The 23,169-nt window shown below is 72.5% G+C and carries 21 protein-coding genes; 9 read left to right on the top strand and 12 right to left on the bottom strand.

Translation table 11 applies throughout. From position 1 onward, the window contains the following. Window positions 1-21: 21 nt before the first annotated feature. Together OG439_RS11925 and OG439_RS11920 are read right to left on the bottom strand one after the other, a co-directional pair. Window positions 22-1,317, bottom strand: a complete 1,296-nt coding sequence (locus OG439_RS11925) for an OFA family MFS transporter (RefSeq protein WP_326949450.1) — start codon at window positions 1,315-1,317, stop codon at window positions 22-24. A gap of 1,217 nt (window positions 1,318-2,534) precedes the next feature. Then, entirely contained in the window at window positions 2,535-2,945 is a 411-nt protein-coding gene (locus tag OG439_RS11920; protein WP_247051604.1) for a histone-like nucleoid-structuring protein Lsr2, read from the bottom strand. Window positions 2,946-3,153: 208 nt separating this feature from the next. On the opposite strand from OG439_RS11920, the gene OG439_RS11915 reads away from it, so the two are divergent. Continuing rightward, window positions 3,154-4,041 carry a class I SAM-dependent methyltransferase gene (locus OG439_RS11915; RefSeq protein ID WP_326949449.1) on the top strand — a complete coding sequence of 296 codons (888 nt, stop codon included), beginning with the start codon at window positions 3,154-3,156 and terminating at the stop codon, window positions 4,039-4,041. A gap of 32 nt (window positions 4,042-4,073) precedes the next feature. Here the strand turns inward: OG439_RS11915 and dinB are convergent, their stop codons facing one another. Beyond that, the gene (dinB, locus tag OG439_RS11910) at window positions 4,074-5,264 is read right to left on the bottom strand and encodes a DNA polymerase IV (protein ID WP_326949448.1); all 1,191 of its coding nucleotides are present in this window, start codon (window positions 5,262-5,264) and stop codon (window positions 4,074-4,076) included. Between the two features lie 154 nt (window positions 5,265-5,418). On the opposite strand from dinB, the gene OG439_RS11905 reads away from it, so the two are divergent. Both OG439_RS11905 and OG439_RS11900 read left to right on the top strand, forming a co-directional pair. Then, entirely contained in the window at window positions 5,419-5,838 is a 420-nt protein-coding gene (locus OG439_RS11905; RefSeq protein ID WP_326949447.1) for a hypothetical protein, read from the top strand. An 89-nt stretch (window positions 5,839-5,927) separates the two neighbouring features. After that, entirely contained in the window at window positions 5,928-6,440 is a 513-nt protein-coding gene (locus OG439_RS11900; protein ID WP_326949446.1) for a 2'-5' RNA ligase family protein, read from the top strand. A 1-nt stretch (window position 6,441) separates the two neighbouring features. Here OG439_RS11900 and OG439_RS11895 read toward each other — a convergent pair whose 3' ends face one another. From OG439_RS11895 to OG439_RS11880, 4 genes are all read right to left on the bottom strand, one after another. Further along, window positions 6,442-7,497 (bottom strand): hypothetical protein, encoded by a 1,056-nt coding sequence (locus tag OG439_RS11895; RefSeq protein WP_326949445.1) that lies wholly within the window; start codon window positions 7,495-7,497, stop codon window positions 6,442-6,444. A gap of 9 nt (window positions 7,498-7,506) precedes the next feature. Continuing rightward, on the bottom strand, window positions 7,507-8,097 hold the full coding sequence (locus OG439_RS11890; protein ID WP_326949444.1) for a hypothetical protein: 591 nt from the start codon (window positions 8,095-8,097) through the stop codon (window positions 7,507-7,509). Between the two features lie 27 nt (window positions 8,098-8,124). Beyond that, a complete protein-coding gene (locus tag OG439_RS11885) occupies window positions 8,125-8,559 on the bottom strand; it encodes an XRE family transcriptional regulator (RefSeq protein WP_326949443.1) in 435 nt (144 codons plus the stop codon). A 461-nt stretch (window positions 8,560-9,020) separates the two neighbouring features. After that, on the bottom strand, window positions 9,021-11,153 hold the full coding sequence (locus OG439_RS11880; protein WP_326949442.1) for a discoidin domain-containing protein: 2,133 nt from the start codon (window positions 11,151-11,153) through the stop codon (window positions 9,021-9,023). A 218-nt stretch (window positions 11,154-11,371) separates the two neighbouring features. Between OG439_RS11880 and OG439_RS11875 the strand changes: the two genes are divergently transcribed. Beyond that, window positions 11,372-12,304 carry a DUF1996 domain-containing protein gene (locus tag OG439_RS11875; protein ID WP_326949441.1) on the top strand — a complete coding sequence of 311 codons (933 nt, stop codon included), beginning with the start codon at window positions 11,372-11,374 and terminating at the stop codon, window positions 12,302-12,304. Beyond that, entirely contained in the window at window positions 12,301-12,873 is a 573-nt protein-coding gene (locus OG439_RS11870) for a DUF305 domain-containing protein (RefSeq protein WP_326949440.1), read from the top strand. The genes OG439_RS11875 and OG439_RS11870 overlap by 4 nt, the downstream gene beginning before the upstream one ends. A 413-nt stretch (window positions 12,874-13,286) precedes the next feature. Here the strand turns inward: OG439_RS11870 and OG439_RS11865 are convergent, their stop codons facing one another. Further along, window positions 13,287-14,336, bottom strand: coding sequence for a LacI family DNA-binding transcriptional regulator (locus OG439_RS11865; protein WP_326949439.1), 1,050 nt, complete (start codon window positions 14,334-14,336; stop codon window positions 13,287-13,289). 165 nt (window positions 14,337-14,501) lie between these two features. Here OG439_RS11865 and OG439_RS11860 point away from each other — a divergent pair, with 165 nt between their 5' ends. The 4 genes from OG439_RS11860 to OG439_RS11845 all read left to right on the top strand — a co-directional run bounded on the left by OG439_RS11860 (window position 14,502) and on the right by OG439_RS11845 (window position 17,326). After that, complete coding sequence (locus OG439_RS11860) at window positions 14,502-14,900, top strand: hypothetical protein (RefSeq protein WP_326949438.1); 399 nt, start codon at window positions 14,502-14,504, stop codon at window positions 14,898-14,900. Window positions 14,901-14,925: 25 nt separating this feature from the next. Then, complete coding sequence (locus OG439_RS11855) at window positions 14,926-16,032, top strand: sensor histidine kinase (protein ID WP_326949437.1); 1,107 nt, start codon at window positions 14,926-14,928, stop codon at window positions 16,030-16,032. Then, entirely contained in the window at window positions 16,029-16,637 is a 609-nt protein-coding gene (locus tag OG439_RS11850; protein WP_326949436.1) for a response regulator transcription factor, read from the top strand. The genes OG439_RS11855 and OG439_RS11850 overlap by 4 nt, the downstream gene beginning before the upstream one ends. Window positions 16,638-16,705: 68 nt before the next feature. Further along, on the top strand, window positions 16,706-17,326 hold the full coding sequence (locus OG439_RS11845; RefSeq protein WP_326949435.1) for a mycothiol-dependent nitroreductase Rv2466c family protein: 621 nt from the start codon (window positions 16,706-16,708) through the stop codon (window positions 17,324-17,326). Between the two features lie 3 nt (window positions 17,327-17,329). On the opposite strand, the gene OG439_RS11840 is transcribed toward OG439_RS11845, so the two are convergent. The 4 genes from OG439_RS11840 to OG439_RS11825 all read right to left on the bottom strand — a co-directional run bounded on the left by OG439_RS11840 (window position 17,330) and on the right by OG439_RS11825 (window position 23,168). Further along, window positions 17,330-18,091: an NPP1 family protein gene (locus OG439_RS11840; RefSeq protein WP_326949434.1), complete on the bottom strand. Its 762-nt coding sequence runs from the start codon at window positions 18,089-18,091 to the stop codon at window positions 17,330-17,332. 217 nt (window positions 18,092-18,308) lie between these two features. Beyond that, window positions 18,309-19,664, bottom strand: a complete 1,356-nt coding sequence (locus OG439_RS11835) for a rhamnulokinase (protein ID WP_326951532.1) — start codon at window positions 19,662-19,664, stop codon at window positions 18,309-18,311. Window positions 19,665-19,708: 44 nt separating this feature from the next. Next, window positions 19,709-21,130: an L-fucose/L-arabinose isomerase family protein gene (locus tag OG439_RS11830; protein ID WP_326949433.1), complete on the bottom strand. Its 1,422-nt coding sequence runs from the start codon at window positions 21,128-21,130 to the stop codon at window positions 19,709-19,711. A 19-nt stretch (window positions 21,131-21,149) separates the two neighbouring features. Then, window positions 21,150-23,168 (bottom strand): bifunctional aldolase/short-chain dehydrogenase, encoded by a 2,019-nt coding sequence (locus OG439_RS11825; RefSeq protein WP_326949432.1) that lies wholly within the window; start codon window positions 23,166-23,168, stop codon window positions 21,150-21,152. Window position 23,169 lies beyond the last annotated feature (1 nt).

Here is a 23,169-nt window from a genome sequence, read left to right as displayed (position 1 = left end):
GGAGGTCCCCGCCCACCGGGCCTACGCCGCGGGCAGCAGGGACTTCGGCCGGCCGGGCTGGGTGAGACGGCCGGTGAGCAGCGCCCCGGCGAGGCTCAGCACCCCGGCGACGGCGAACGCGCCCAGCAGACCGACCGCGGCGAGCCCGACCCCGACGACGGCGCCGACGGCCTTGGCGCTGTACAGGATCCCGAAGTTCTGCAGGGCCGACTCCTCACCGAAGTACTCGCGGACCAGACCGACCAGCAGCGTGTAGCAGCAGCCGTTGCCGAGCCCGGCCAGCGTGACACCGAGCAGCAGGCCGACGGCGTGGCGGTGCTCGCCCGAGTAGTAGAGGACGAACTGCGCGACGCCGCCGGCGAGCAGGGCGAGGCGCAGGATCCGGCGGCGGCCGAGCCGGTCGGCGAGCCGTCCGATGAGCAGCCGGCCGGACCCGGTGGCCGCGGCGAGCAGGGCCAGCGCGGCGGCGGCGAGGCCGGGTCCGCTGCGCTCGGCGACGAACGTCGCCAGGTACGCGAGGTCGAACAACAGCACGGCGGCGGCGAGCACGACGACGAGGTACAGCGCGAGGGTGGTGCCGCAGCGGAAGAGCTCGGCAGGCCGGTAGTGCCGGATCGCCGGGTGCCGGTTGTACGTCCTGTCCAGGGCCCACGCGCGTGGTTCCGGCGTCGCGGGCCACCAGTGCCGCGGCGGGTAGCGCAGCAGGGCGCCGCACCCGGCGATGACGACGAGCACCACGGCGGCGGTCGCGTCGAGCAGCACCGGGCGGACGTCCGGCAGCAGGGCGGCCAGCACGACGAACGGCACGCTCCCCCAGGCGAAGGCGCCGCTGACGACACCCGCGCTCGGGCCGGAGCGGTCCGGGAACCAGGCCAGCACGGCGCCGACGCAGGTGGCGTAGACGAGGCCGGTGCCGAGGCCGCCGAGCACGGAGTAGCCGAGGAACACGGTGAGCAGGCTGCCGGCGTGCCCGAGCGTGACCAGCCCGGCGGCGCACAGGACCGCGCCGAGCGTCATCGCGGCGGGCGCGGGCAGTGTGCCGCGTTCGCGCAGCCACGCGGCGGGGAAGGCGACCCCGGCCTGACAGATCGCCCACAGCGCGAAGGTGAGGACGATCGCGCCGAACGTCCAGCCGTGCGCCCGGCTCAGCTCGGGCACGATCGCGCCGAAGCCGTACTGCTGCACCCCGGCGGCGAGCATCCCCGCCGCGGCGAGCCAGGTGATCCGGCCGCGCGGCCGGCCGAGCAGTTCGAGGTCGGTCTCCCCGACCCGGTACCGCCGTCCGTATACGTCCCGGAGCTCGCGGACTTGGGACATCACGACCACCACCCGTTCGACTGCCGATTGTATGCAGTATGGAGTAGTCAGAGTGTGCGCCTTTGACGGCGGCGATGTCCACCCACCGGACCCGTTCGGCGGTCCGTGCTGCGAATTTCGTGAGCCGGACGCGCCGCGAGCACGGGTTTCGGTGCGGTGCGGGGATTCCGGGGTGGCCCGCGCCTGGCGCCGGACGGAAAGGCGGCCCGGTGGCCATCGAGGGAGGAGGCGGCCACCGGGCCGGTGCTCCGGCGCGGTACCGGCCGCGTAGGAGCACTGACAGTCTGGCCAGCGGAGACCCCCTCCGACAAGCCTTTGGGCACCTGGGAAGTGCCGGTTTTCCAGCCGATCATCGCAGGCCGGACCGCCAGAGGGTCCGATGTGGTCACGCCGAGGAAGCAGCAGACTTCAGTCCGACACGACGTCCGGAGCGGGACACCGTGAGAGGCGTGGCTCGGGAGCGGGTTTGACGACGGCCGCATCGGCCTGCAGCGGCGACTCGGTCGGCGTGGCGCTCAACTTGCCGGCCGGGCACCCATGGCGCCGGACTACTCGCCCTACAACGACAACTCGATCGGCGGGGCACTCAGGTAGCCCACCGGACACCTCGGCCCCGGGCCCTTCTCGGCCTGCAGCAGCACCTCGATCGACGGCACGCTCAGCCTGCCCGCCGGGGACCATCGCGCCGGACTCCTCGATCTACAGCGGCAACCCGGTCAGCGGAACATTCAGCCTGCCCGCCGGGCGCCATCGCGCCGGACTCTCGGCCTACCGCAGCAATTCAATCGGCGGAGCACTCAGCCTGTCGGCCGGGCACCATCGCGGCGGACCCTCCACGGCCAGCAGCAACTCGATCAGCGGAACGCTCCGCCTGCCCACCGGACACCATCGTCATGGCCTGAAACCGCGCCGCGGTCGTGCCGGCGCGTGCCGCAGCAGCCCTGCGGAAGCGGCGATCGCCTCCTCAAGACGTGGCGGCGCGCCGGGCTCTTCTCGGCCGACCGGCCTTGCGCGCCGGACCGATCGACTTTCCCGACGCTCAACTCAATCATCCAGCAGGATGAGACAAGCAGTTCGCCGGGTGCCTACCGGGATCCGCGCTGTGGGCAGCGCTTTTCCAGGCCGGCACCCGGCGTCCGGAACTTCCTTGACGCGACCGCGCTTCGGGTGGCCGGCGCCCTCAGGCGCCGGACCCCTTGCACAGCACGGGATCCGCGTCAGGCCTTCTTGCGGGTTGCGCGCTTGCGGGCCGGCTTGGCTTCTGCCGGTTCGGCCGCCGCGGCCTGGTGTTCCTCGAAACCGGCGATGATCTCGCTGGAGAGGCGGCCGCGCTCGGCTACCTCGTAGCCGTTGTCCTGCGCCCACTCCCGGATCTGCCGGTTGCGCTCGCGGTCGGTGCCCGAGCCCGACGCGCCCGTCAGCGACTGGCCCGTCGCGAGGCGGACCTTGCGGCCGCCGATGCGCCGTGCGGCGCCGACGTAGCGGGCGAGCTCGTCCCGCAGCGCCGAAGCGTTCTCCTCGGAGAGGTCGATCTCGAAGCTCACCCCGTCGAGAGCGAAGGGGACGGTCTGGTTCGCCTCGCTCCCGTCGAGGTCGTCCACCATCTCGACGTGCACCCGTTGCGCCATGGTTCGTCGTTCCTCATCTTCTCCAGAACACGGTCGGACAGACCCTAACCTGTCGAATCCCGTCAAGCACGCGGGGCGTCCACAATGGCCGCTCGGGCGCCGGGGCCGCCCGCGTACAGACGTGATCGCAACCTAGTCGAAATGGGCGTGATCTTGTAGACTTTTTGTTTTCGTGATATGCTCGAAATCAAATCGGTACCGTTGCGGCATGACTTCGCCCGATTCCCCCGGCAATGCGCCCGGTGTCAGCCGCACGGCGTTCACGGCGGCCGCCGCACGGGCCGCACATTTGCTCGTCGACGCCGCACCGCCCCTCTTCTCGGACCCGCTCGCCGCGCCGCTGCTCGGCGCCCGCGCGGAGGAACTGCTGGCGTATCACCGGCTCCACGGCACCCATCCGGTCCTCGCCGGCGCGCGAGCCGAGGCCGTCTGCCGCAGCCGGTTCACCGAAGAGCGTCTTCTGCGCGCCAATTCCGGTATATACCAGTATGTGATTCTCGGCGCCGGACTCGATTCGTTCGCTTATCGGACACCGCCCGTCCGGTTCCGCGTGTTCGAGGTCGACCGGGCCGCGACCCAAGCGGCCAAACGCGCACTCCTGGAAGCCGCGGGCATCACCGAGCCGCCGTCGGTGACCTTCGTCGCGGTCGACTTCGAAACCGACACGCTCGCCGACCGGCTCGTCCAGAGTGGACTCGACCCGCGCCATCCTGTGTTCGTCAGCTGGCTCGGCGTCACCATGTACCTGACCAGGGCGGCGATCCTGACGACCTTGACCGAGCTCGGCGGCCTCGCCCCCGGCTCGGAAATCGTGGCCGACCACCTGCTCCCCGCGGAACTGCGCGACGCGGCCGGAAACGGTTACGCCGAAGCCGTCGCGCCGATGGCCGCCGAAGAGGGTGAGCCCTGGCGGACGTTCCTCTCCCCCGCCGTCATGGCGGATCTCCTGCGCGGCACCGGTTTCGAAGTGATCGAACAGACCGGTCAGCGCGGCAGCGTGGGCGCGGATGAGTGGAATCGCGACGACGCGCTGAAGCCGAGCCGGCTTTCCCACCTGACCCACGGGCGCATTCCCGCACCACCCCGGGAAAGCTGAACACTTTCCCGACGCACCGTCGCGCTTCTCTGTCAATCGGGCAGCAGCGGCATCTCCGGCTCGGCCGGACGGCCCAGCAGAACCGCGCGGGTGACGGCCGCTTTCCCGAACCGGTCCCGCACCGAGTCCACGGCCGTGTCGAGCTGGGTGGCCCGCTGGCGTTCGAACGGGAGGGCCAGCTGGACGTGGTCGTCACCGGTCAGGTTGGACAGGGACGCGCCGAGCAGCGTGATCCCGCGGTCGGCGATCAGCGGCAGCGCGGCCTCCAGGAGCTCGCGCGCCGCGGCGAGCAGCCGGCCGGTGCCCTCGGTCGGCTCGGTCAGCGTGCACGAGCGCGTCGCCCGGGTGAAGTCGGCGAAGCGCAGGCGGATCGTCACCGTGCGGCAGATGCGGTGGGCGGCGCGCAGCCGCCGGGCGATGCGGTCGATCAGGGCCACGAGGACGACGTCGAGTTCGGCGGGGGTCCGCCGGCCGCGCCCGAGGGCCCGCTGGGCGCCGATCGACCGGCGCCGCACGCCGGTCTCGACCACGCGCGGGTCGCGGTTGTGCGCCAGCGCGTGCAGGTGCCGCCCGGCGCCGCGGCCCAGCAGGCCGGCGAGGTCCACCGGCTCGGACGCGGCCAGCTGGCCCACCGTGGTGATCCCGCACGCGCGCAGCTTCTCCTCGGTCACCTTCCCGACGCCCCACAGCGCGCCGACCGGCAGCGGGTGCAGGAACGCCAGCTCCGCGTCGTGCGGCACGACGAGCAGGCCGTCCGGCTTCGCCACCCGGCTGGCGACCTTGGCGAGGAACTTCGTCCGTGCAACGCCGACGGTGATCGGCAGCCCGGCCCGCTCGGCGACCGCCCGCCGCAGCCGCTCGGCGACCGCGCTCGGCCGTCCGGCGATCTTGGCCAATCCGCCGACGTCGAGGAAGGCTTCGTCGATGGAAATGCCCTCCACCAGCGGGGTGGTGTCGCGGAAGACCTCGAACACCGCCTTGCTCGCGGCCGAGTAGGCCGACATCCGGGGCGGCACGACGACGGCGTGCGGGCACAGCCGCCGGGCCTGCGCGCCACCCATCGCGGTGCGCACGCCGTAGGCCTTGGCCTCGTAACTCGCGGCCAGCACCACCCCGCCGCCGACGATGACCGGCCGGCCCTTCAGCCCCGGGTCGTCGCGCTGCTCGACCGACGCGTAGAAGGAGTCGAGGTCGGCGTGGAGGATGGGGCCCTCGGCGGTCATAGAACATATGTTCGCATATCCGCGCGCCGAAATCCGCTCGTCCGTCCGCCGTCACCGTCGCGCCGTTGGGCGAAACTGAGCGTTTTCCCGGTAGTCCCCGTGCGTGACCGCGCCCACACTCGAAGACATCGACTTACCGGAACTTGGGAGCGACATGACCGAGAAGTGCCGCTGCGGCGACCACCACGCGTGGGCCGGGCCGAACCCGCAGGACAGGCCGGCCGCCCCGCGCCAGCCGCTGCTGGCCACGACGCTGGCCCGCGAGGACCGGGTGGAGGACACCGGCGGGCTCGACCCGACCGACCGGGTCACCTGCCGGACGCACCGCCGCTGGCTGCACGAGTGCGTCTCGTCCCCGGTGCACGCCAACTCCGCGATCGGCTACCGCTGGTGCCGCCGGTGCGACCACCAGGCCCTGGTCGCGGTGGACGAGCTCACCGGCGAGGTCGCCATCCGCTGCGGGCTCTGCGGCCGCAGCCCGCGCAGCCGCGCGAACGACGAGCTGGTCGCACTGTGCCGCCGCAGCCTGGCCCTGTCCCGCGCGAGCCGGTTCCCGGAAAGCGCCGCCGCCTGAGCGGGTTCCGTTCCGAGGGACCCCGCTGGTCCGCGCGCCTGTGCTGCCGCGGGCGGCGGCCCGACCGGGCGCACTGCCATGATGCGAAGGTGCCCCGACCCGGAACCACCGCGCTGGTGATCCTGCTGCCCGCCGCCGAGCCCGTGGTCGCCGCGGCCCGGCGCACCGCCCCCGAGCTGGTCCGCCCCGGCCTGCCCGCGCACGTGACGGCGCTGTACCCGTTCCTCCCCGCGTCCGAGGTGACCGACGAGGTCCTCGACGCCGTGCGCGCGCTGGCCGCCGCCGCCGCGCCGGTCAGCGTCCCGCTCACCGAACTGGTCACCGCGCCGGGTTTCTCGGCGATCCCCGTGCCCGCGTTGCAGGCGATCGCGGACGCGGTCTGCGCGCGCTGGCCGGACGTCCCGCCCTACGGCGGCCGGTTCGGCGCGACGCCCGACGCTCACCTGACCGTCGCGATGGGCGGGACCGACGCCGACCTCGAGCGGGTCGCGGCCGAGGTCCGGCCGCTGCTCCCGCTGGCCGCCCGCGCGGAGGCCCTGCACCTGGTCGCTCTCGACGACGAGGGCTGGGAAACCCGACTCACCGCGCCGTTCGGCACGTGACTCACCCGGTGGTGCCGCTCCGGTAGGCCTGCGCGATCGCCCGCAGCCGCGCGACGTCCGCGGCGAACGGTTCCGCACCGGCGACCGGCGGCGCGGTCTCCCCCGGCTCGTCCGGCAGGTCGCGCACCAGCCGCGCGGCCGCCGTCGCCGCCAGCTCCGGCGTCACCCCGGCGAGGATCAGGCCGTCGTTGGTCTCGCTCATCGCCGTCAGCAGCCGTTCGCGGCGCGACGGGCCACCCGGGTCGATGCGGACGATCTCCGGGAACCGGCGGGTGAGGTGCTCACGCAGCGGCCGCAGCACACGCAGGGTCCGCGCGTCGCGGCGGCCGGCCGCCAGCCCCGGGATCGACGGGATCGTCAGCCCCAGCACGATCAGCAGCACCGACACGGCCGGGAAGCCGACGTCGAGCGCGCACGGCAGCGTCGAGAACGGCCCGGCGCACAACGCCTTGGCCGGGTGGTCGGCCTGCAGGGCCTTGATCGTCGCGACGACCTTCCCGCCGAGGTAGGCGACGGCGAACGCGGACGCCAGCAGCAGCAAGGCGAGCCCGGCGCGCAACGCGCCGCCGCTCGCCCGGATCGTCACCGCCGACACGATCCCGATGTCGAGCACCGCGAACCCGAGGTAGACGGTGTAGGCGAAGACGTACACGACGAGCGTCGGGTGGGTCCGGTACAGCTCGTCGAACAACCCGATGCCGCGCGGCAGGTCCGGCGTGCTGAAGAACATCACCACCAGCAGGGTCAACGCCGTGGCCAGTGCGACGAGCCGGGTGCGCCGGCCGCGGTCGCGGGTGCCGCTGATCTCCGCGACGGTCAGCCCGATCCCGTAGGCCGCGACCATGGTCGCGAGGTTCGAGAGCAGCCGCCCGAGGCTCGGGTACAGCTCGCTCTCCAGGACCTGCGCACGATTGGAGAGGAAGCAGAACGCCGCGCCGAGCGCGATGAGCGAAACGGCGAGCCCCGCACCGGCGCCGGTCCGCCGCGCCCGCACGGCGCGCCAGATCCCGACGGCCAGCGCGAAGAGCCCGACCCCGAGGAACAGAATGTCGATCACGGGACCGGACTATCCCAGCAGCGCCGCCAGCCGTCTCGCCTGGTCCGCCGCACGGCCGGACGCACCGGGCTGGACGGCGAGCGGTTCGCTCGTCGCCGCGCTCATCAGCAGCACGGCGATCAGTTCGGCCTCGTACTCGTCGCGGCCGCTCGTCACGCGCGTGAGCAGGTGCGACAGCGCGCGCGGCGCCAGATCGGGGGCGAGCTCGGCGGCTTCGGACTCCGACATCAGGCAGCTGCCGGTGTGCGCGCACAGCATGTGGGCGAGCTCGTGGGCGATGATGTGGTCCTGGTGCAGCGCCGACGTGTGCTCGGTGTAGGCGATCAGGTCGTAGGCCGGGCGGGCCTGCCAGGCGCCGGACGGCTGGCCGGGCCGGTACTCGACCGGCACGAGGTCGATTTCGCGGCCGCGCCACGCCTCCAGGCCGTCGACCCAGCGGTTCATCGACCACGGCCGCGGCAGCGGGACGGCGGTGAGCACCGCCAGCACCCGGGCGCGGGCCCCGGCTCGCAGCTTCGTCAGGCCGTGCGCGTCGATGGGCCCTCCCCGCTGAGCGGGCGCCAGCCGGGTGCACCGGGGCGCGATCACGGACGACGTCATCGTAGCCGACCGTTCACCGCACGCACGTCACTCAGGCTTCCGGCGCCGGCCCTCGCGGCGGCGGGTCTCGTCGTAGCTGCCGAGCTGGTCCATCAGGGCGGTCACGGTCTCGCGATCGCGCGGCGAGAGCTGCATCGCCCGCTGCGCCATCTTCCGGGCCTCGCCGTCACGCCAGGCCACGACGTCCTCGACCTGCTTGTCGACCTCGCCGGCCACCTCGTCGTCGAAGAAGTAGGTCACCGGCACGCCGAAGAACTGGGCCAGCGCCTGGATGTGGGACCGCTTGGGGTCCTTGCGCGCGCCGACGGCGAGCTGCTGCACGTGGGTCGCCGACATCGTGACGCCGGTCTGCTCCGCGACGCCGTGCGCGATCTCCCGGTAGGAGTAGGGCTTGCGGTCCGGCGGGTGCACGGTCGCGATCAAGTGCGCCAGCCGTTCGGCGAAACTGCGCTCCTCGCTCACCGCACACCACCCTCAACCGCGAAACGTGACAACAGCCAGCCTAGCTGTCCCGAAAACTTGACACAGCATGTACCGGAAAGACTACGATACCGACGGTAGGTGTTTCGGAAACGGAACACCAGCCCGGGCCGGCTCGGCGGCCGCGAGGTGACTCACGTGGCCGCTGGGGGTGGCCACGCGCCGAACCCGCGACCCCGCGCCGGCCCTCTTCCGTTCAGTGCGCGCCCGCCGGCTTCGTGAGGTCGTCGCGCAGCCGTGGCAGTTCGACGACTTCGCGGTCGAAGTCTGCGGCGGGGCGGAGCGCGACGATCAGCCCGCCCAGCGCGGGACGACGGCACGATAGGGGTCACGGTGTCCGCCATGGCGGACCACGCAGTGTGGCGCGGCAAAGTGCCGCCGTCCCCCACGGATCCGACGACAGTGGCCCCTCCCGGCGCGGGAGGGGCCACCACCGTCTGTCATCAGCTCCGGTAGACGCCGAACTCGTACACCGAATACCCGTACGCCGTCCCGCGCTGGGTGGCGTTCACCCGCACGTACCGGGCGGTCGCCGAGACCGCGAGGTCGTCGGCGCCGCCGTCCCCGGTCGTGGTGCCGTAGACCGAGCGCCAGTTCGCCCCGTCGTCGCTGACCTGGATCTCGTACGCCTTGCCGAACGCCGACTCCCAGACCAGCTGGACGTGGTTGAACGCCTGCCGGCTGCCCAGGTCGACCTGCAGCCACTGCGGGTCGGCCCACGCGCTCGCCCAGCGCGTCGCCTGGTTGCCGTCGGTCGCGGCCTGCGGCGGGTAGGGCGCGCCGGGGCCGTCGGCCTGGTAGGTCGACGCCGTGGTCGCCGCGCCGCGGGCCAGGTTGGTGCCCGGCACCGGCGGCGCGACCACGCGCAGCGAGCGCGTCTCGATGCCGACGTTGCCGTGCCCGTCGCGGGCGTAGAGGTAGATCTTCCAGACGCCGAGGTCCTGCGGCGCGGTCACGGTGAACGTGCCGTTGCCGGTGAACTGCGCCGGGATCAGGCCGGCCGCGTTGTTGATGTACTTGCTGTTGTAGCCCATGGTGTAGGTGATCGAGTCACCGTCCGGATCGGACACGTTCGCCGTCACGGTGAAGGTGCCGCCGGCCGGGACGTCGGTGGTGCGGCTGAGGTTCATCGACGAGATCACCGGGGGCGTGTTGCCGCCGGTCTGTCCACTGTAGATCTTGCGGACGGCGTACCAGGAGAGCCGCTTCTCGTTGCCCGTGGTGATGTTGAACCAGACGCCGCCGAAGTCGCCTTCGCTGCCGTAGTGGAACAACGTCGCGCCGAGCGCCACGCCCGGGTGGGCCAGCACGCAGTTCCAGGCGTTCGTGTAGCCGTCGCGCTTCTGCTGGTCGGTGGGCTCGGCCGGGACGCCGTTGACGTCGTTCGGGACCTCCCACTCGCCGGCCGGGCCGGTCTCGGTGATGATGTAGGGCTTCGTGTAACCGCCGTTGATCCAGTCCTGCTTGACCTGGCAGACCTGCGCGTAGGAGTTCACGGAGTACAGGTCGAGGTTCGGCGTGTAGGCCTTGTAGTACGGCCACGCGCCGGTCCAGGCGTCGGTCGAGGTGACCGGGTGGTTGGCGTCGATCGCGTGGATCGCCTGCGCGGCTTGGTCGACGAACCGGGCGTAGGCGATGCGGTTCTGCTCCAGCAGCGTGCCGGAGTAGCAGTTCTGCATGCCGAGGATCGACTCGTTCCCGACGTTCCACATGAGCACGCCGGCGTTGCCCTTGTACGCGTTGACCCACTTCTGGATCTCGCCGAGCATCGTGTTCTTGTAGGTCGTGTCGGTGGTGTAGTCGACGCAGCCGCCGCTGCCCGGCCCGCCGCCGGGCTGCAGCCAGAAGCCGGCGACGACCTTGATCCCGTTGGCCGCGGCGGCGTCCAGCAGCGGCTGGCTGCTGCCGTCGGTGCCCCAGGTGCGGACGGTGTTGACGCCGATCGAGTGCAGCTCCGGCATCCGCGACGCGGCTTCGCTCACCGGCGGGCCCCAGGTGAGGCCCTTGACCGTCCACGGCTGGCCGTCGACGCTCAGCTGCCAGTTGCCCTGGCTGCCGGTCACCTTCGTGACGCCGGGGCCGCCCGGCGTCGTCGTGCCCGGGGTGCCGCTGACCTGGAACTCCCAGAGCGAGTAGCCGTAGCCGCCGACCCGGTGGGTGCCGTAGAAGCGCACGTACCGGCCGTGGCCGCTGACGGCGAGGTTCTGCACGCCACCGGTCGCCGTCGTCGTGCTGTAGATCGAGGTCCACGACGACGCGTTGTCGGACACCTGGATCTCGTACGCCGTCGCGTAGGCGGATTCCCAGTTCAGGGTCACCTGGCTGATGTCGGCGGCGGCGCCGAGGTCGACCTGCAGCCACTGCGGGTCGCTCCAGGCGCTGGCCCAGCGGGTGCCCGCGTTGCCGTCGACCGCGGCGGACGCCGGCGTCGACGCGCCTTCGCTGCTGGAGGCGGTCACGGGTCTGCCTTGGGATAACAACGTCGCGGCGTGTGCCGGGGTCGGGCCGGCTAGCAGGCCCAGTACCAGCAGGACCACGAGTGCCGGGACGGCACGAAGGGGCAACGGTCGGTCCACGATGACTCCCGCGCGAAAGGGGGACGGAGGTTGGAGAGCGCTCTCCGGCACGGCCGATCGTTCGTCACGGCGGCCCGCGTTGTCAAGCTTCCCGTCTGGAAACGGACAATGCCCGTCCGCGCCGGGATGCGGGTACTCCTTGACAGGGTGGCAGCACGGTGCGCATGCTCTTGGAGAGCGCTCTCCCATTCCTCAGGCACCCTCACCGTGGAGGACCCTTGGCATCGAAAGCCGCGCTCCTCGCCTGCACCGCCGCCACCGTGCTGGCAGGCGCCTTCCTGACCGCGGCGACGTCGTCGCCGGCCGGAGCCGACAACCTGGTGACGCACCACGAGTTCCAGGTCAACTGCTCCCCCAGCCACCACCAGCCGGACGACCCGATCGTTTTTCCCGGGCTGCCCGGCGCGTCGCACGACCACACGTTCATCGGCAACAAGACCACCAACGCGGCCACGACGACCCAGTCGCTGCAAGCCGCAGGCGTGGGCAACACGACCTGCCTGGCGCCCGACGACCTGTCGGCGTACTGGTTCCCGACGGTCTACAACGGCAACCAGGTGATCCTGCCGAACTTCGCGCAGGTCGTGTACTACAAGTCCGGCATCCTCGACTACACCAAGGTCGTGCCGTTCCCGCCCGGCCTGCGTTACGTCGCCGGGACGGTCACGGCCACGCAGGACCAGTTCCAGAACGCGCCCGGCGCGATCGAGGGCTGGGAGTGCGGGGACAGCTTCCACAACTGGGACATCCCGGTGCAGTGCACGCCGGGCAGCCAGCTGAACATCCGGTACCAGGCCCCGAGCTGCTGGGACGGCGTCCACCTGGACTCCGCCGATCACAAGAGCCACATGGCCTACCCGGACAAGACGACGCTGACGTGCCCGGCCGACCACCCGGTCGCGGTGCCGATGCTGGAGTTCAAGATCGCGTTCCCGGTCAGCGGTGACATGTCCGGCGTCCACCTGGCCAGCGGGCGCGGGTATTCGTGGCACTACGACTTCTTCAACGCGTGGGACCCGCCCACCCTCGCCGCGCTGGTCACGCACTGCATCAACGGCGGGCTCCAGTGCGACCCGCGCGGGTTCGACCTCTACAAACCGGACCGCGGCACCGTCCTCGGTCCGAACTACCGGCTGCCCGGCCGGCCGTGAGGCGGCGGACGCCGGTGGTCGCGGTGGTGGTGGTGGTGGCGATGTCCATGGGCGGGTGTGCCACCACCGCCGTGCCGGCGGCCCCGGCGCCGCCGCCCGGCCCCGGGGCGGGTTCCGGCTCCGGGGCGTTCAACCCGACCGACATCGCGTGGTTGCAGCTGACCGTGCCGATGACGGAGAACGCCGTCACCGCGGCCCACCTGGCGGCGGACCACGCGGCGAGCACCGCCGTGCGGTCCGCCGCCTCGGCGCTCGAGCCGGCCCAGGACGGGTTCCTGACCCGCCTGCGGGCGGCTCGTGACCGGGCGGGGTTGCCGGCCGGAAACGTCCACAGTGGACACCAGATGCCGGGGATGATCACCGAAGCCGACCTGGTCGCGCTCCGGACCAGCCACGGCGGCGACTTCGACCAGCGGCTCGTCGCGTTGCTGCGGGCGCACTCGAAGCAGATCGTGGTGCTGGCGAAGGGCGAACAGACCGCGGGCGCCGACCCGGCGACCCAGGCGCTGGCCCGGGACCTCGCCACCGCCGCGACGCGGGAAGCGGAGGTCCTGGACCGGACGAGCTGACCGGAGACCGCCGCCCGGCCCCACTGCCGGGCCCCGGCCGGCCACGGGAGCGGCTCGGCCGGGAGCGCGGACTCCGGTGCAGGTACTCGGCGACGAGTGACGGCAACCCGTCACTCGTCGCCGAGTTGCCGTCGTGCCAAGGTCCCCCACCGCCCGACCCGCGTACCCGGAGGGTCGACTCGCGTACCTGGAGGGTCGGCTCACGTACCCAGGGAGTCGGCTCGCGTGCCTGGACGGTCGGTTCACGTGTTTGGAGGGTCGGCTCGCGTGTTTGGGGAGTCGACACGTGTGATTGGAAGGACGACACGGCAAGGCGAACTCGGGCAGCGTGTCGTCCGGCGGAGTTCGCGAGCCGACTGTCTGGGTACGCGAGCCGACTGTCTCGGTACGTGGGCCGACTGGTTGGGTACGGGTCAGGCGGAGTCTCGGACCACCAGTTCCGGGTCGAAGATCACCGATTCTGCGCGCAGCGCGGGGTTCGCCATGCGGTCCAGGACCATCCGCGCCATCGCCGCGCCCATGGCCTCGACCGGCTGGCGGATCGTCGTGAGGCGGGGGCGGCAGCTCAGCGCCACGCGGCTGTCGTCGAAGCCGATGACCGCGATGTCGTCCGGGACCCGGCGCCCGGCGTCGGAAAGCACCGACAAAGCTCCGTACGCCATCAGATCATTGGCGACGAACACGCCGTCCAGGTCCGGCTCGGCCGCCAGCAGCCGCTCCATCGCGAGCTCGCCGCCGTGCTGGGTGAAGTCGCCCTCGGCGACGGCCACGTACGCGTGGCCGTGGCGGGCCATCGCGTCGCGGAAGCCCGCCAGCCGGTCGTGGCCCGCCGGGGTGCCGCCCGGGCCGGCGATCGTCGCGACCCGCCGGCAGCCGCGGGCGATGAGCCGGTCCGCCGCGATCCGGGCGCCGTCCTGGTGGGCGACGTCGACGTAGCACACCGGCGCCGGGCGGGCGGGCCGCGCGAACAGCGCCGTCGGGACGCCCGCCTCGGTCAGCATGAGCGGCAACGGGTCCCGGTCGGGGGCCAGCGAGATCAGCAGCACTCCGCTGACCTGCTCCTGCCGCAGCTTCGCCACGAGCGAGGCGCGTTCGTCCTCGCTGTCGACGAGCATCAGCAGCGGGTGCCGGCCGTGCGGGCGCAGGTGCGCGACAACGCCCTCGACCACCCGGCCGAAGAACGGGTCGCCGAACACGCCGCCGGTGAACGCCTCGGCGTCGACGTGCCGCTCGGGTTCGGACACCACCAGCGCGATCCCGCCGGTGTGCCGCGTGACCAGCGACCGCGCGGCCCGGTTCGGCACGTAGCCGGTGTCGGCGATGGCGCGTTCGACGGTTTCCCGCAGCTTCGGGTCGACGTTGCGCACGCTGTTCACCACCCGCGACACCGTGGCGCGCGAGACGCCGGCGACCCGCGCGACGTCTTCGAGGGTCGGTGGCGCCGGAGGCGGATGCGTCGTCACCCGTTCTTTGTAGCACCTGTGAGAGCGCTCTCCCAGTCCTGGGCCGACAACACGATGACAAATGTCATGAGCGCCCGGTGCGGGACGGCACTGCCCACCGGGAGCCCGCGCGACGAGCATTTCCGGGGCAAGCAACTCCGTTCCGCACTCCCCGGGGAGAACACCGTGACCGTCCAGACCACCGCGCCGGCCTTCCGCCGCGTGCTCGCCCTCGTCGGCACCTACCTCGGCGTCAGCGTCCTGACGCTCGGCGCGATCGTCCTGCTCCGCGACAACCCCTCGATGGTGACCGACGCCGTCTGGGTGCGCGCCACGATCGTCGTCGCCAGCGCGCTCCTGACGCTCTCCTTCGCCCGCCGGGCGGCACGCGGGTCGAAGAAGGCGTTCCTGCGGCTGCGGATCGTCTCGGGCGTGATGCTGGTGGCGATCGCCGTCATCGTCGCGCTGCCGGGCGCGTTCCCGGTGTGGCTGCGGCTCGAGCAGGCGGTCTGCGGGCTGCTGCTGCTCGGCGTCGCCGTGCTGGTGAACGGCCGCGAGCTGCGGTCGCGGTTCGCGGCCCGCTGAGGCCGGGCGCGGTAGCGTGCCGCTGATGAACGACTCGACGGCACCCGCCGACGCGCAGCGGTGGGTGCACGGCTGGCGGCGGCTGGTCCTCGACGCGGGCCTGCTCGCCTTCCCGATCGTCACGGTGCCGGCGGTGCTGGAGCACTCGAGCGGCGCCGCCGCGGTGGCCGGCTGCGTGATCGTGGCCGCCTTCGCCGTCGCCTACGTCGTCGGCGCGATCGCCGCCGCCCGCCGCACCTGGCGGCGGTACTGGGTGTCCCTCGGCGTCTGCACGGTGCTCTTCGCCGCGGCGCTCCCCTTCGCCCACGGGGAGGCCTTCTTCCTCGCCGCGGTCGTCGTTTCGCTGGTCGCGCCGCGCATCGGCCGCTACGCCCCGGCGCTGGGTGCCGTCGTCGCGCTGGCCGCCGTCCTGGTCCCGTTGGCCGTGCCGTCGTGGCGGGCCGAACCGGGCTGGCCGCAGGCGATCGCCCTGTTCTTCACCGTGCTCGTGGTCTACGCCTTCGCCGAAGCCATCCACGCCAACATCGCCCTCGTCGAGGCCCGCGCCGAGGTCGCGCGGCTGGCGTCGGAGGCCGAGCGCACCCGGATCGCCCGCGACCTGCACGACCTGCTCGGCCACTCGCTGACCGCGATCACCGTCAAGAGCACGCTGGCCCGGCGGCTGCTCGGCACCGAGACCGCGCGGGCCGGCGAGGAGATGGCCGCCGTCGAGACACTCGCCCGCCAGGCGCTGACCGACGTCCGGGCCGCCGTGTCGGGCTACCGGGACGTCACCCTCGCCGGCGAGCTGGCTCGCGGCCGAGAGCTGCTGCGCGCGTGCGGGGTCACCGCCGACCTGCCCACCGCCGTCGACGTCGTCGGCCCGGACCACCAGGAGCTGTTCGGCTGGGTCGTGCGCGAAGGGCTCACCAACGTGGCCCGCCACGCCCGCGCGACCCGCTGCGCCGTCACGCTTTCCGCGTCCTCGGTCGAGGTGCTCGACGACGGCGTCGGCGGCGCGACCACCGAAGGCAGCGGGCTCGCGGGGCTCCGCGAACGGGTCGCGGACGCGGGCGGGCGCGTCGAAGCCGGGCCGGCGAGCCCCCGGGGCTGGCGGCTGGCCGTGTCCCTGACCCCGGTGGAGGTGCCGTGACCATCCGGCTGTTGCTGGCCGACGACCAGGAGATGGTCCGCCAAGCTCTCGGCACCCTCCTGGACCTGGAGGACGACTTCGAGGTCGTCGCGTCCGTCGGGCGGGGCGACGAGATCGTCGCGGCCGCACGGGAGCACCGGCCCGACGTCGCGCTGCTCGACATCGAGATGCCGGGCCTCGACGGGCTGGCCGCCGCGGCCGTGCTGGCCGCGCAGGTGCCGGACTGCCGCGTCGTCATGCTCACGACGTTCGGCCGCGCCGGCTACCTGCGCCGCGCGATGGAGGCCGGGGCGGTCGGGTTCGTCGTCAAGGACGCGCCGGCCGACGCCCTCGCCGACGCGATCCGCCGGGTCGTGAAGGGCGAGCGCGTGGTCGACCCGGCGCTCGCGGTGGCGACGCTCGCCGCGGGCGAATCCCCGCTGACGGCACGCGAACGCGACGTCCTCATCACCGCGCGGACCGGCGCGACCGTCGCCGAGATCGCGTCCCGGCTGTACCTGTCCGAAGGCACCGTGCGGAACTACGTCTCCGCGGCGATCACCAAGACCGGCGGGCGCAACCGCGTCGACGCCGTCCGGATCGCCGACGACCGCGGCTGGCTCTGATTGGCCCGGTCCGCTGACGTGGAATTGGATCTTCTGCCGGGCCGGTCGCCGGGCTTAGCGTGCGGGGCGTGACCGAAGTGAAGACCGTCGACCTGTGGTTCGACCCCGTGTGCCCGTGGGCCTGGATCGGCTCGCGGTGGCTCCTCGAAGTGGAACAGGTGCGCGACGTCCGGACGCGGTTCCACGTGTTCAGCCTGGCCGTGCACAACGAAGGCCGCGAAGTGGACGCCTGGTACCGGGAGTGGCTCGACGAGCGCTGGGGCCCGGCCCGCGTCGCGCTGGCCGCCGAGCGGGCGCACGGCAACGACGTCCTGCGCGGCTTCTACACCGCGTTCGGCACCCGCGTGCACCGTGACAAGGCGCCGGTCGACCGGGCCACGCTCGAAGCCGCCCTCGCCGAGGCGGGACTGCCCGCCGCTCTCGCGGACGCGGCCGACAGCAAGGAGTTCGACGCGGATCTGCTGAAGAGCAACCGCGCGGCGCTCGACCCGATCGGCGAGGACCTCGGCGTCCCGGCCCTCCACCTGCCCGGAGACGACGGCGCGGTGAACGCGTTCTTCGGCCCGGTCGTCAGCCCGGTCCCCCGCGGCGAGGCGGCCGGACGGCTGTGGGACGGCGTCGTGCTCGTGACCGGCACGGCGGGCTTCTTCGAGCTGAAGCGCGGCCGCGGCCGGCCGGTCACGAGCTGAGCGTCAGGCGTTCTCGTCGAACGGGATGCCGCCCGGCTTGGCCTTGCCGAGATTGCCGTTGAACTGGCCGTCCTTGATGCCGAAGGTCGCGCTGCCGAAGTCGGCGGCGACGAGCTTGTCGCGGAGCCCGGCCGGGTAGCCGTCCCAGCCGACCAGGGTCGGGTACTGCCAGACGCCCTTGTGGTTCTCCGGCGGGTCGTCGTTGCCGTTGGCCGAGCGGAAGCAGTGCGTCGAGCCGCCGTCCTTGTGGTAGACGACCTTCGCGTGCGTACCCTCGAACAGCAAACTCGCGCGATCGTGCACCGCGAAACCGCCGTGCTGCGACGTCGCGACGTACTCGACCTGGTTGTCCTTGACCCACACGACGATGTGTTCCCAGTCGTTGCGGTGCCCGGCGCTGCCGGGGCCGAGCGAGGCCTGGTCCTTCTCGAAGTAGAGCGTGTACATCACCGCGCACCAGCCGTTGTTGCACTTCTGGCGCGAGTAGGAGTTGGTGTTGTCGAGGTCCCAGGAGTCGCGGCAGTGGCCGTTGGTGTCGCCGCCGAGGGACAGGCCGGGCGCGATGGTCCCGTCCGGCCCGATCGCCGGGGTCGGGTAACAGCCGTCCTTGTCGTAGTCGAAGGCCGGCTGGAAGGTCTTCTCGAAGTCGCTCGCGTTGGCGGGAAGGGCGCCGGGCGGGTCGGCGAACGCCGTCGCCGGGAAGGCCACCGCGAGGCCGAGCGCGGCGGCGGCCACAGCGGCCAGGGTGCGGGATCGGTGCGCCATACGTACTCCCTCGTTCGCGGTCGGAAATTTTCCGACAAGAGATCCGCAGTCAGCCTCGCCAGGTCCCCCGGGGTCCGCAACGGTACCCACGGCGAGTCTGCCCGCCGGGGACCGTCGCAAGGGGACGAACGCGCACTCCTGCCCCGATCACTGGCACGTCACGCCGGGGGTCGTGAGTGGTAATGAGGGTTCTAACCCTCATTACCACTCACGACCCTCAGCCGAGCCGGGACTCTGCGGCGGCCCAGTCGGCTCGGCCGGAGGGTTCGTAGCGCTTCAGGGTCTGGGTTTCGCGGACCAGGGCTCGCATTGACGGCAGGTCCGGGAGGTCGTCGCCCAGGGCTCGGGCCTGGACCAGGACGTTGCCCAGCGCGGCGGCCTCGACTGGGCCCGCGAGGACCGGGACGCCGCACGCGTCCGCCGTCAGCTGGCACAGGAGTTCGTTGCGGGCTCCCCCGCCGACGATGTGGACCACGTCGAACGTGCGGCCGGAGACCTCGGCCGCCGTGCGGAGGGTGCGGCGGTGGGCCAGGGCCAGACTGTCCACAATGCACCGGACGACCTCGGCCGGCCGCGACGGCGGGCGCTGGCCCGTGGCGCGGCAGGCCGCCGCGATGCGGGCGGGCATGTCACCCGGCGGCAGGAACGCGGGCGCGTCGATGTCCACGACCGCCGCCAGGGCAGGGGCCGACGCGGCCGCCGCCAACAGGTCCGGCAGGTCCGTGCGGGACCACGTGCGGAGCGTCTCCGACAGCACCCACAGGCCCATCACGTTGCGCAGGAAGCGGATCGTGCCGTCGACGCCGCCCTCGTTGGTGAAGTTCGCGGCCAGGGCCGCGTCGCCCAGCTCCGGTTCGGGCAGCTCCAGCCCGGCCAGCGACCAGGTGCCGCAGGAGATGTAAGCGAAATTGCTCCCGGGTGACGCCGGGACCGCGACCACCGCCGACGCCGTGTCGTGCGAGCCGACCGCGATCACCGGCACGCCGGACAACTCCCGCGCCGGGCCCACCACCGTGCCGGGGTCGCGCAGCGGTGGCAGCAGCCTCGGCGGGATGCCCACGCGCGAAGCCAGCGAAAACGCCCAGGTCCGCGCGCGGACGTCGTAGAGCTGGGTGGTGGACGCGTTGGTGCGCTCGGCGCCGATCTCGCCGGTCAGCCAGTAGTTCAGCAGGTCCGGGATCAGCAGCATGGTGTGAGCCGCGGCCAGCCGGTCCGGTTCGGACACCAGCTGGTACAGCGTGTTGAACCGCAGCTGCTGCAGCCCGGTGACGTCGTACAGCTCGCGGGCGGAGATCGAAGCGGCCACCTTCTCGGGCACGCCGTCGGTGCGGGCGTCGCGGTGGTGCACGGGGTTGCCGAGCAGCGCGCCGGAGGCGTCGAGCAGCCCGTAGTCGACGGCCCAGGAGTCGATGCCGATGCCGTCCACCGCGCCGGCGTCCCGGATCCCGGTGAGGGTCTCCCGGTACAGGCCCAGGACGTCCCAGTACAGCGCCGGCCCCGCGCGGACCCCGCCGTTGGGGAACCGCCGGACCTCCTCCAGGCTCAGGCGGCCCGGTCCCGCGGTCCCGGCCATCACGCGCCCGCTGGACGCGCCGAGGTCGACGGCCGCGACCCGCGTCACGCCCGCACCACGGTCAGCTCCAGCCCGAGCAGGTCCGCCACCGCCGTCAGCTCGGCGACGCGGTGGCCGGTGCCCAAGGCCCAGTGGTGCGCGATGCCGCTGGCCGACCACGCGTCGGTCCACTCCCCCGGGTCGCACCCGAAGTCGACGCGGGACGTCGTGTTGCCGATCCGCAGCAGCGGCCCGGGCACGACCGTGCCTTCGGACGCGACGAGCGAGAACGTGCCGTCGAGCGCCTGCGCCAGCCCGCAGAGTGTCACCGGCCCCTGCTTGACGTCGAACTCGACCGAGACGCCCCAGCCGCGCTTGCCGTGGTAGACGCCGAGGCCGCGCAGCAGCGGCTTGCGGGCGCTGATGCCGAGGTGCGCCGGGCCGTCGTGGCCCATCTCGACCACGTTGTCGTGGAAGTTCAGCGCCTGCAGCTCGGTGAACGAGCCGCCCGCGCCGAGCCGGTCCATCAGCAGCATGGCCAGCGACGTCCGCAGCTCGTACTCGCCGACGGCCGGGATGCCGCGGGCGGTGAGCAGCGACGCGCCGAGGATGAACCCGGCGCCGACGCGCTCGTGGGTCTCGCCGTCGAGCCCGCGGTGGTAGTAGGCCAGCGAGTCGAGCGAGAAGTCCTCCACGAGCCGGTCGAGTGCCACCGAAACCCGCGCGCCCCAAGCGAAGTCTTCGTCCACAACGGACTCGTCCACAGTGAACACATCGCAGGCCAGGGCGACGCGGTCGGCCGTCTCGCTTTCGGTCACCTTCTCGACGCGCACGCGCAGGTCGTCGATCTCCAGGATCTCGACGTGCCCGCCGAGCTGGCCGGACACCAGCGTCGGATCGGTCGAGACGTCCATCATGCCCGGGTAGAGGTGCCCGAGCAGGCCGTGGCGGCCGTTGCGGAACGCCGCCCGCACGCCCGCCGCCTTGATCCAGCGCTCGATCCGCGTCCAGGCGCGCGTGTCTTCCAGGTACCCGGACACCGAACGGAACTCGACGCCGAGCCGGCGGAACGTGTTGGCCATCTCCGGCAGCGGGCAGGCGCCGCAATAGGCCAGCCACGCGCCGGTGTCGAAGGACTCGTGGTCCATCGCCTCGGTGGGCTGCAGGTTCAGCAGCAGCACCGGCGCGCCGGACCGCTGGGCGACCGGCGCCAGCATGCTGGACGTCAGGTACGTCGTGAGGAAGCCGATGATCAGGTCGCAGCCGGCGACCCGCAGCTCCTCCGCGGCGGCCGCGCCCTCCTGGGCGTCCGACACGAACCCGACGTCGACGACCTCGCAGTCCATTCCGGACAGTCGTTCGGCCACCCGCCGGGCGGACGCCTGCAGCTGCGGCAGCAGCTTCGGGAACTGCGGCCAGTACGCGCCGAGCCCGCCCGCGACGAGCCCGACGCGGGTCTTGCGCGGCGTGATGCGGTCGAGGGTCATCGCTCTCCTTCAGCCGGGATCAACGCAGGAACGCCGCGGCCACCCCGGCGTCCACCGGCACGTGCAGGCCGGTGGTGTGGGTCAGGTCGCCGCCGGTGAGGGCGAACACCGCGGCCGCGACGTGCTCGGGCAGCACTTCGCGCTTGAGGATGGTCCGCTGGGCGTAGAACTCGCCGAGCTTCGCCTCCTCGACGCCGTAGACGGCGGCGCGTTGCGCGCCCCAGCCGCCGGCGAAGATGCCGGAGCCCTGGACGACGCCGTCCGGGTTGACGCCGTTGACGCGGATGCCGTACGCGCCGAGCTCGGCGGCCAGGAGCCGGACCTGGTGGGCCTGGTCGGCCTTGGCCGCGCCGTAGGCGACGTTGTTGGGGCCCGCGAACACGGCGTTCTTGGACGAGATGTAGACGATGTCGCCGCCGTTGTCCTGGTCGATCATGGCCTTCGCCGCGGCGCGCGCGACGAGGAACGAGCCCTTGGCCATGACGTCGTGCTGCAGGTCCCAGTCGCGCTCGGTGGTCTCCAGCAGCGGCTTGGAGATGGACAGCCCGGCGTTGTTGACGACCAGGTCGAGGCCACCGAAGGCCAGCACGGTCGCGTCGATCGCGGCCTGCACGGCCTCGGCGTCGGTGACGTCAGCGGTCACCGCGAGGCCGCCGATCTCCGAAGCCACCTCCTCGGCCGCCGAGGTGTTCAGGTCGGCGATCGTGACGCACGCGCCCTCGGCGGCGAGCCGCAGCGCGATGGCCTTGCCGATTCCCGAGCCGGCGCCGGTCACCAGGGCGATCCGCCCGGCGAGGGGCTTGGCCTTCGGCATCCGCTGCAGCTTGGCCTCTTCGAGGGCCCAGTACTCGATGCGGAACTTCTCGCTCTCGGCGATCGGCGCGTACGTCGAGACGGACTCCGCGCCACGCATGACGTTGATCGCGTTGACGTAGAACTCCCCCGCCACCCGGGCGGTTTGCTTGTCCTTGCCGAAGGAGAACATCCCGACGCCGGGGACGAGCACGATCGCCGGGTCGGCGCCGCGCATCGCGGGCGAGTCCGGGGTCGCGTGCCGCTCGTAGTAGGCGCGGTATTCGTCGCGGTACTCGGCGTGCAGTTCCTTCAGCCGCGCGACGACGTCCTCCAGCGACGCGGTCGCGGGGAGATCCACCACCAGGGGCCGGACCTTGGTGCGCAGGAAATGGTCCGGGCAGGACGTGCCGAGCGCGGCCAGCGGCGCGAGCTTCTCGCGGGCCAGGAATTCGAGGACGGCGTCGCTGTCGGTGTAGTGCCCGACGACACGCTGGTCGGTCGACGCGAGCCCGCGCACCACCGGCGCGAGTGCGGCCGCGCGTGCACGCCGCTCAACCGACGGCAGGGCCTCGAAGCCGGGGACGACGGGGCCGAACGGCTCGGCGGAACCGCGTGCGGCCAGGAACTCCTCGGCCGTGCGGATGATGTCCAGGGAGTTGCGCTCGCACTCTTCCGAGGTCGCGCCCCAGGCGGTGATGCCGTGGCCGCCGAGGATGACGCCGATCGCCTGGGGGTTGGCCGCCTTGACGGCCGCGATGTCCAGGCCGAGCTGGAAGCCCGGACGCCGCCAGTCGACCCACGCGACGCGGTCGCCGAAGCACTCCTTGGTGAGCGCGGCGCCGTCGGCCGCGGTGGCCAGCGCGATGCCGGAGTCCGGGTGCAGGTGGTCGACGTGCGGGGCCTCGACGAGCCCGTGCATCGCCGTGTCGATCGAGGGGGCCGCGCCGCCGCGGCCGTGCAGGCAGTAGTCGAACGCCGCGACCATCTCGTCTTCGCGCTCGACACCCGGGTAGACGTCGACCAGCGAACGCAGCCGGTCGAGCCGCAGCACGGCGAGCCCGGACTCCTTGAGCGTCCCGAGGTCGCCGCCGGAGCCCTTGACCCACAGCACCTCGGTCGGCGCGCCGGTGACCGGGTCCGTGAGGTCGCCCTTGGCGGAGGTGTTGCCGCCGGCGTAGTTGGTGTTCCGCGGGTCGGCGCCGAGCGCGTTGCTGCGCGCTACCAGGTCCTCCGGCACGGTCATG

This window comes from Amycolatopsis sp. NBC_01307 (assembly GCF_035975215.1).
Lineage (GTDB): Bacteria > Actinomycetota > Actinomycetes > Mycobacteriales > Pseudonocardiaceae > Amycolatopsis.
Note: the sequence above shows the minus strand (reverse complement) of the source record. Positions and strands in the feature narration are given on the sequence as shown.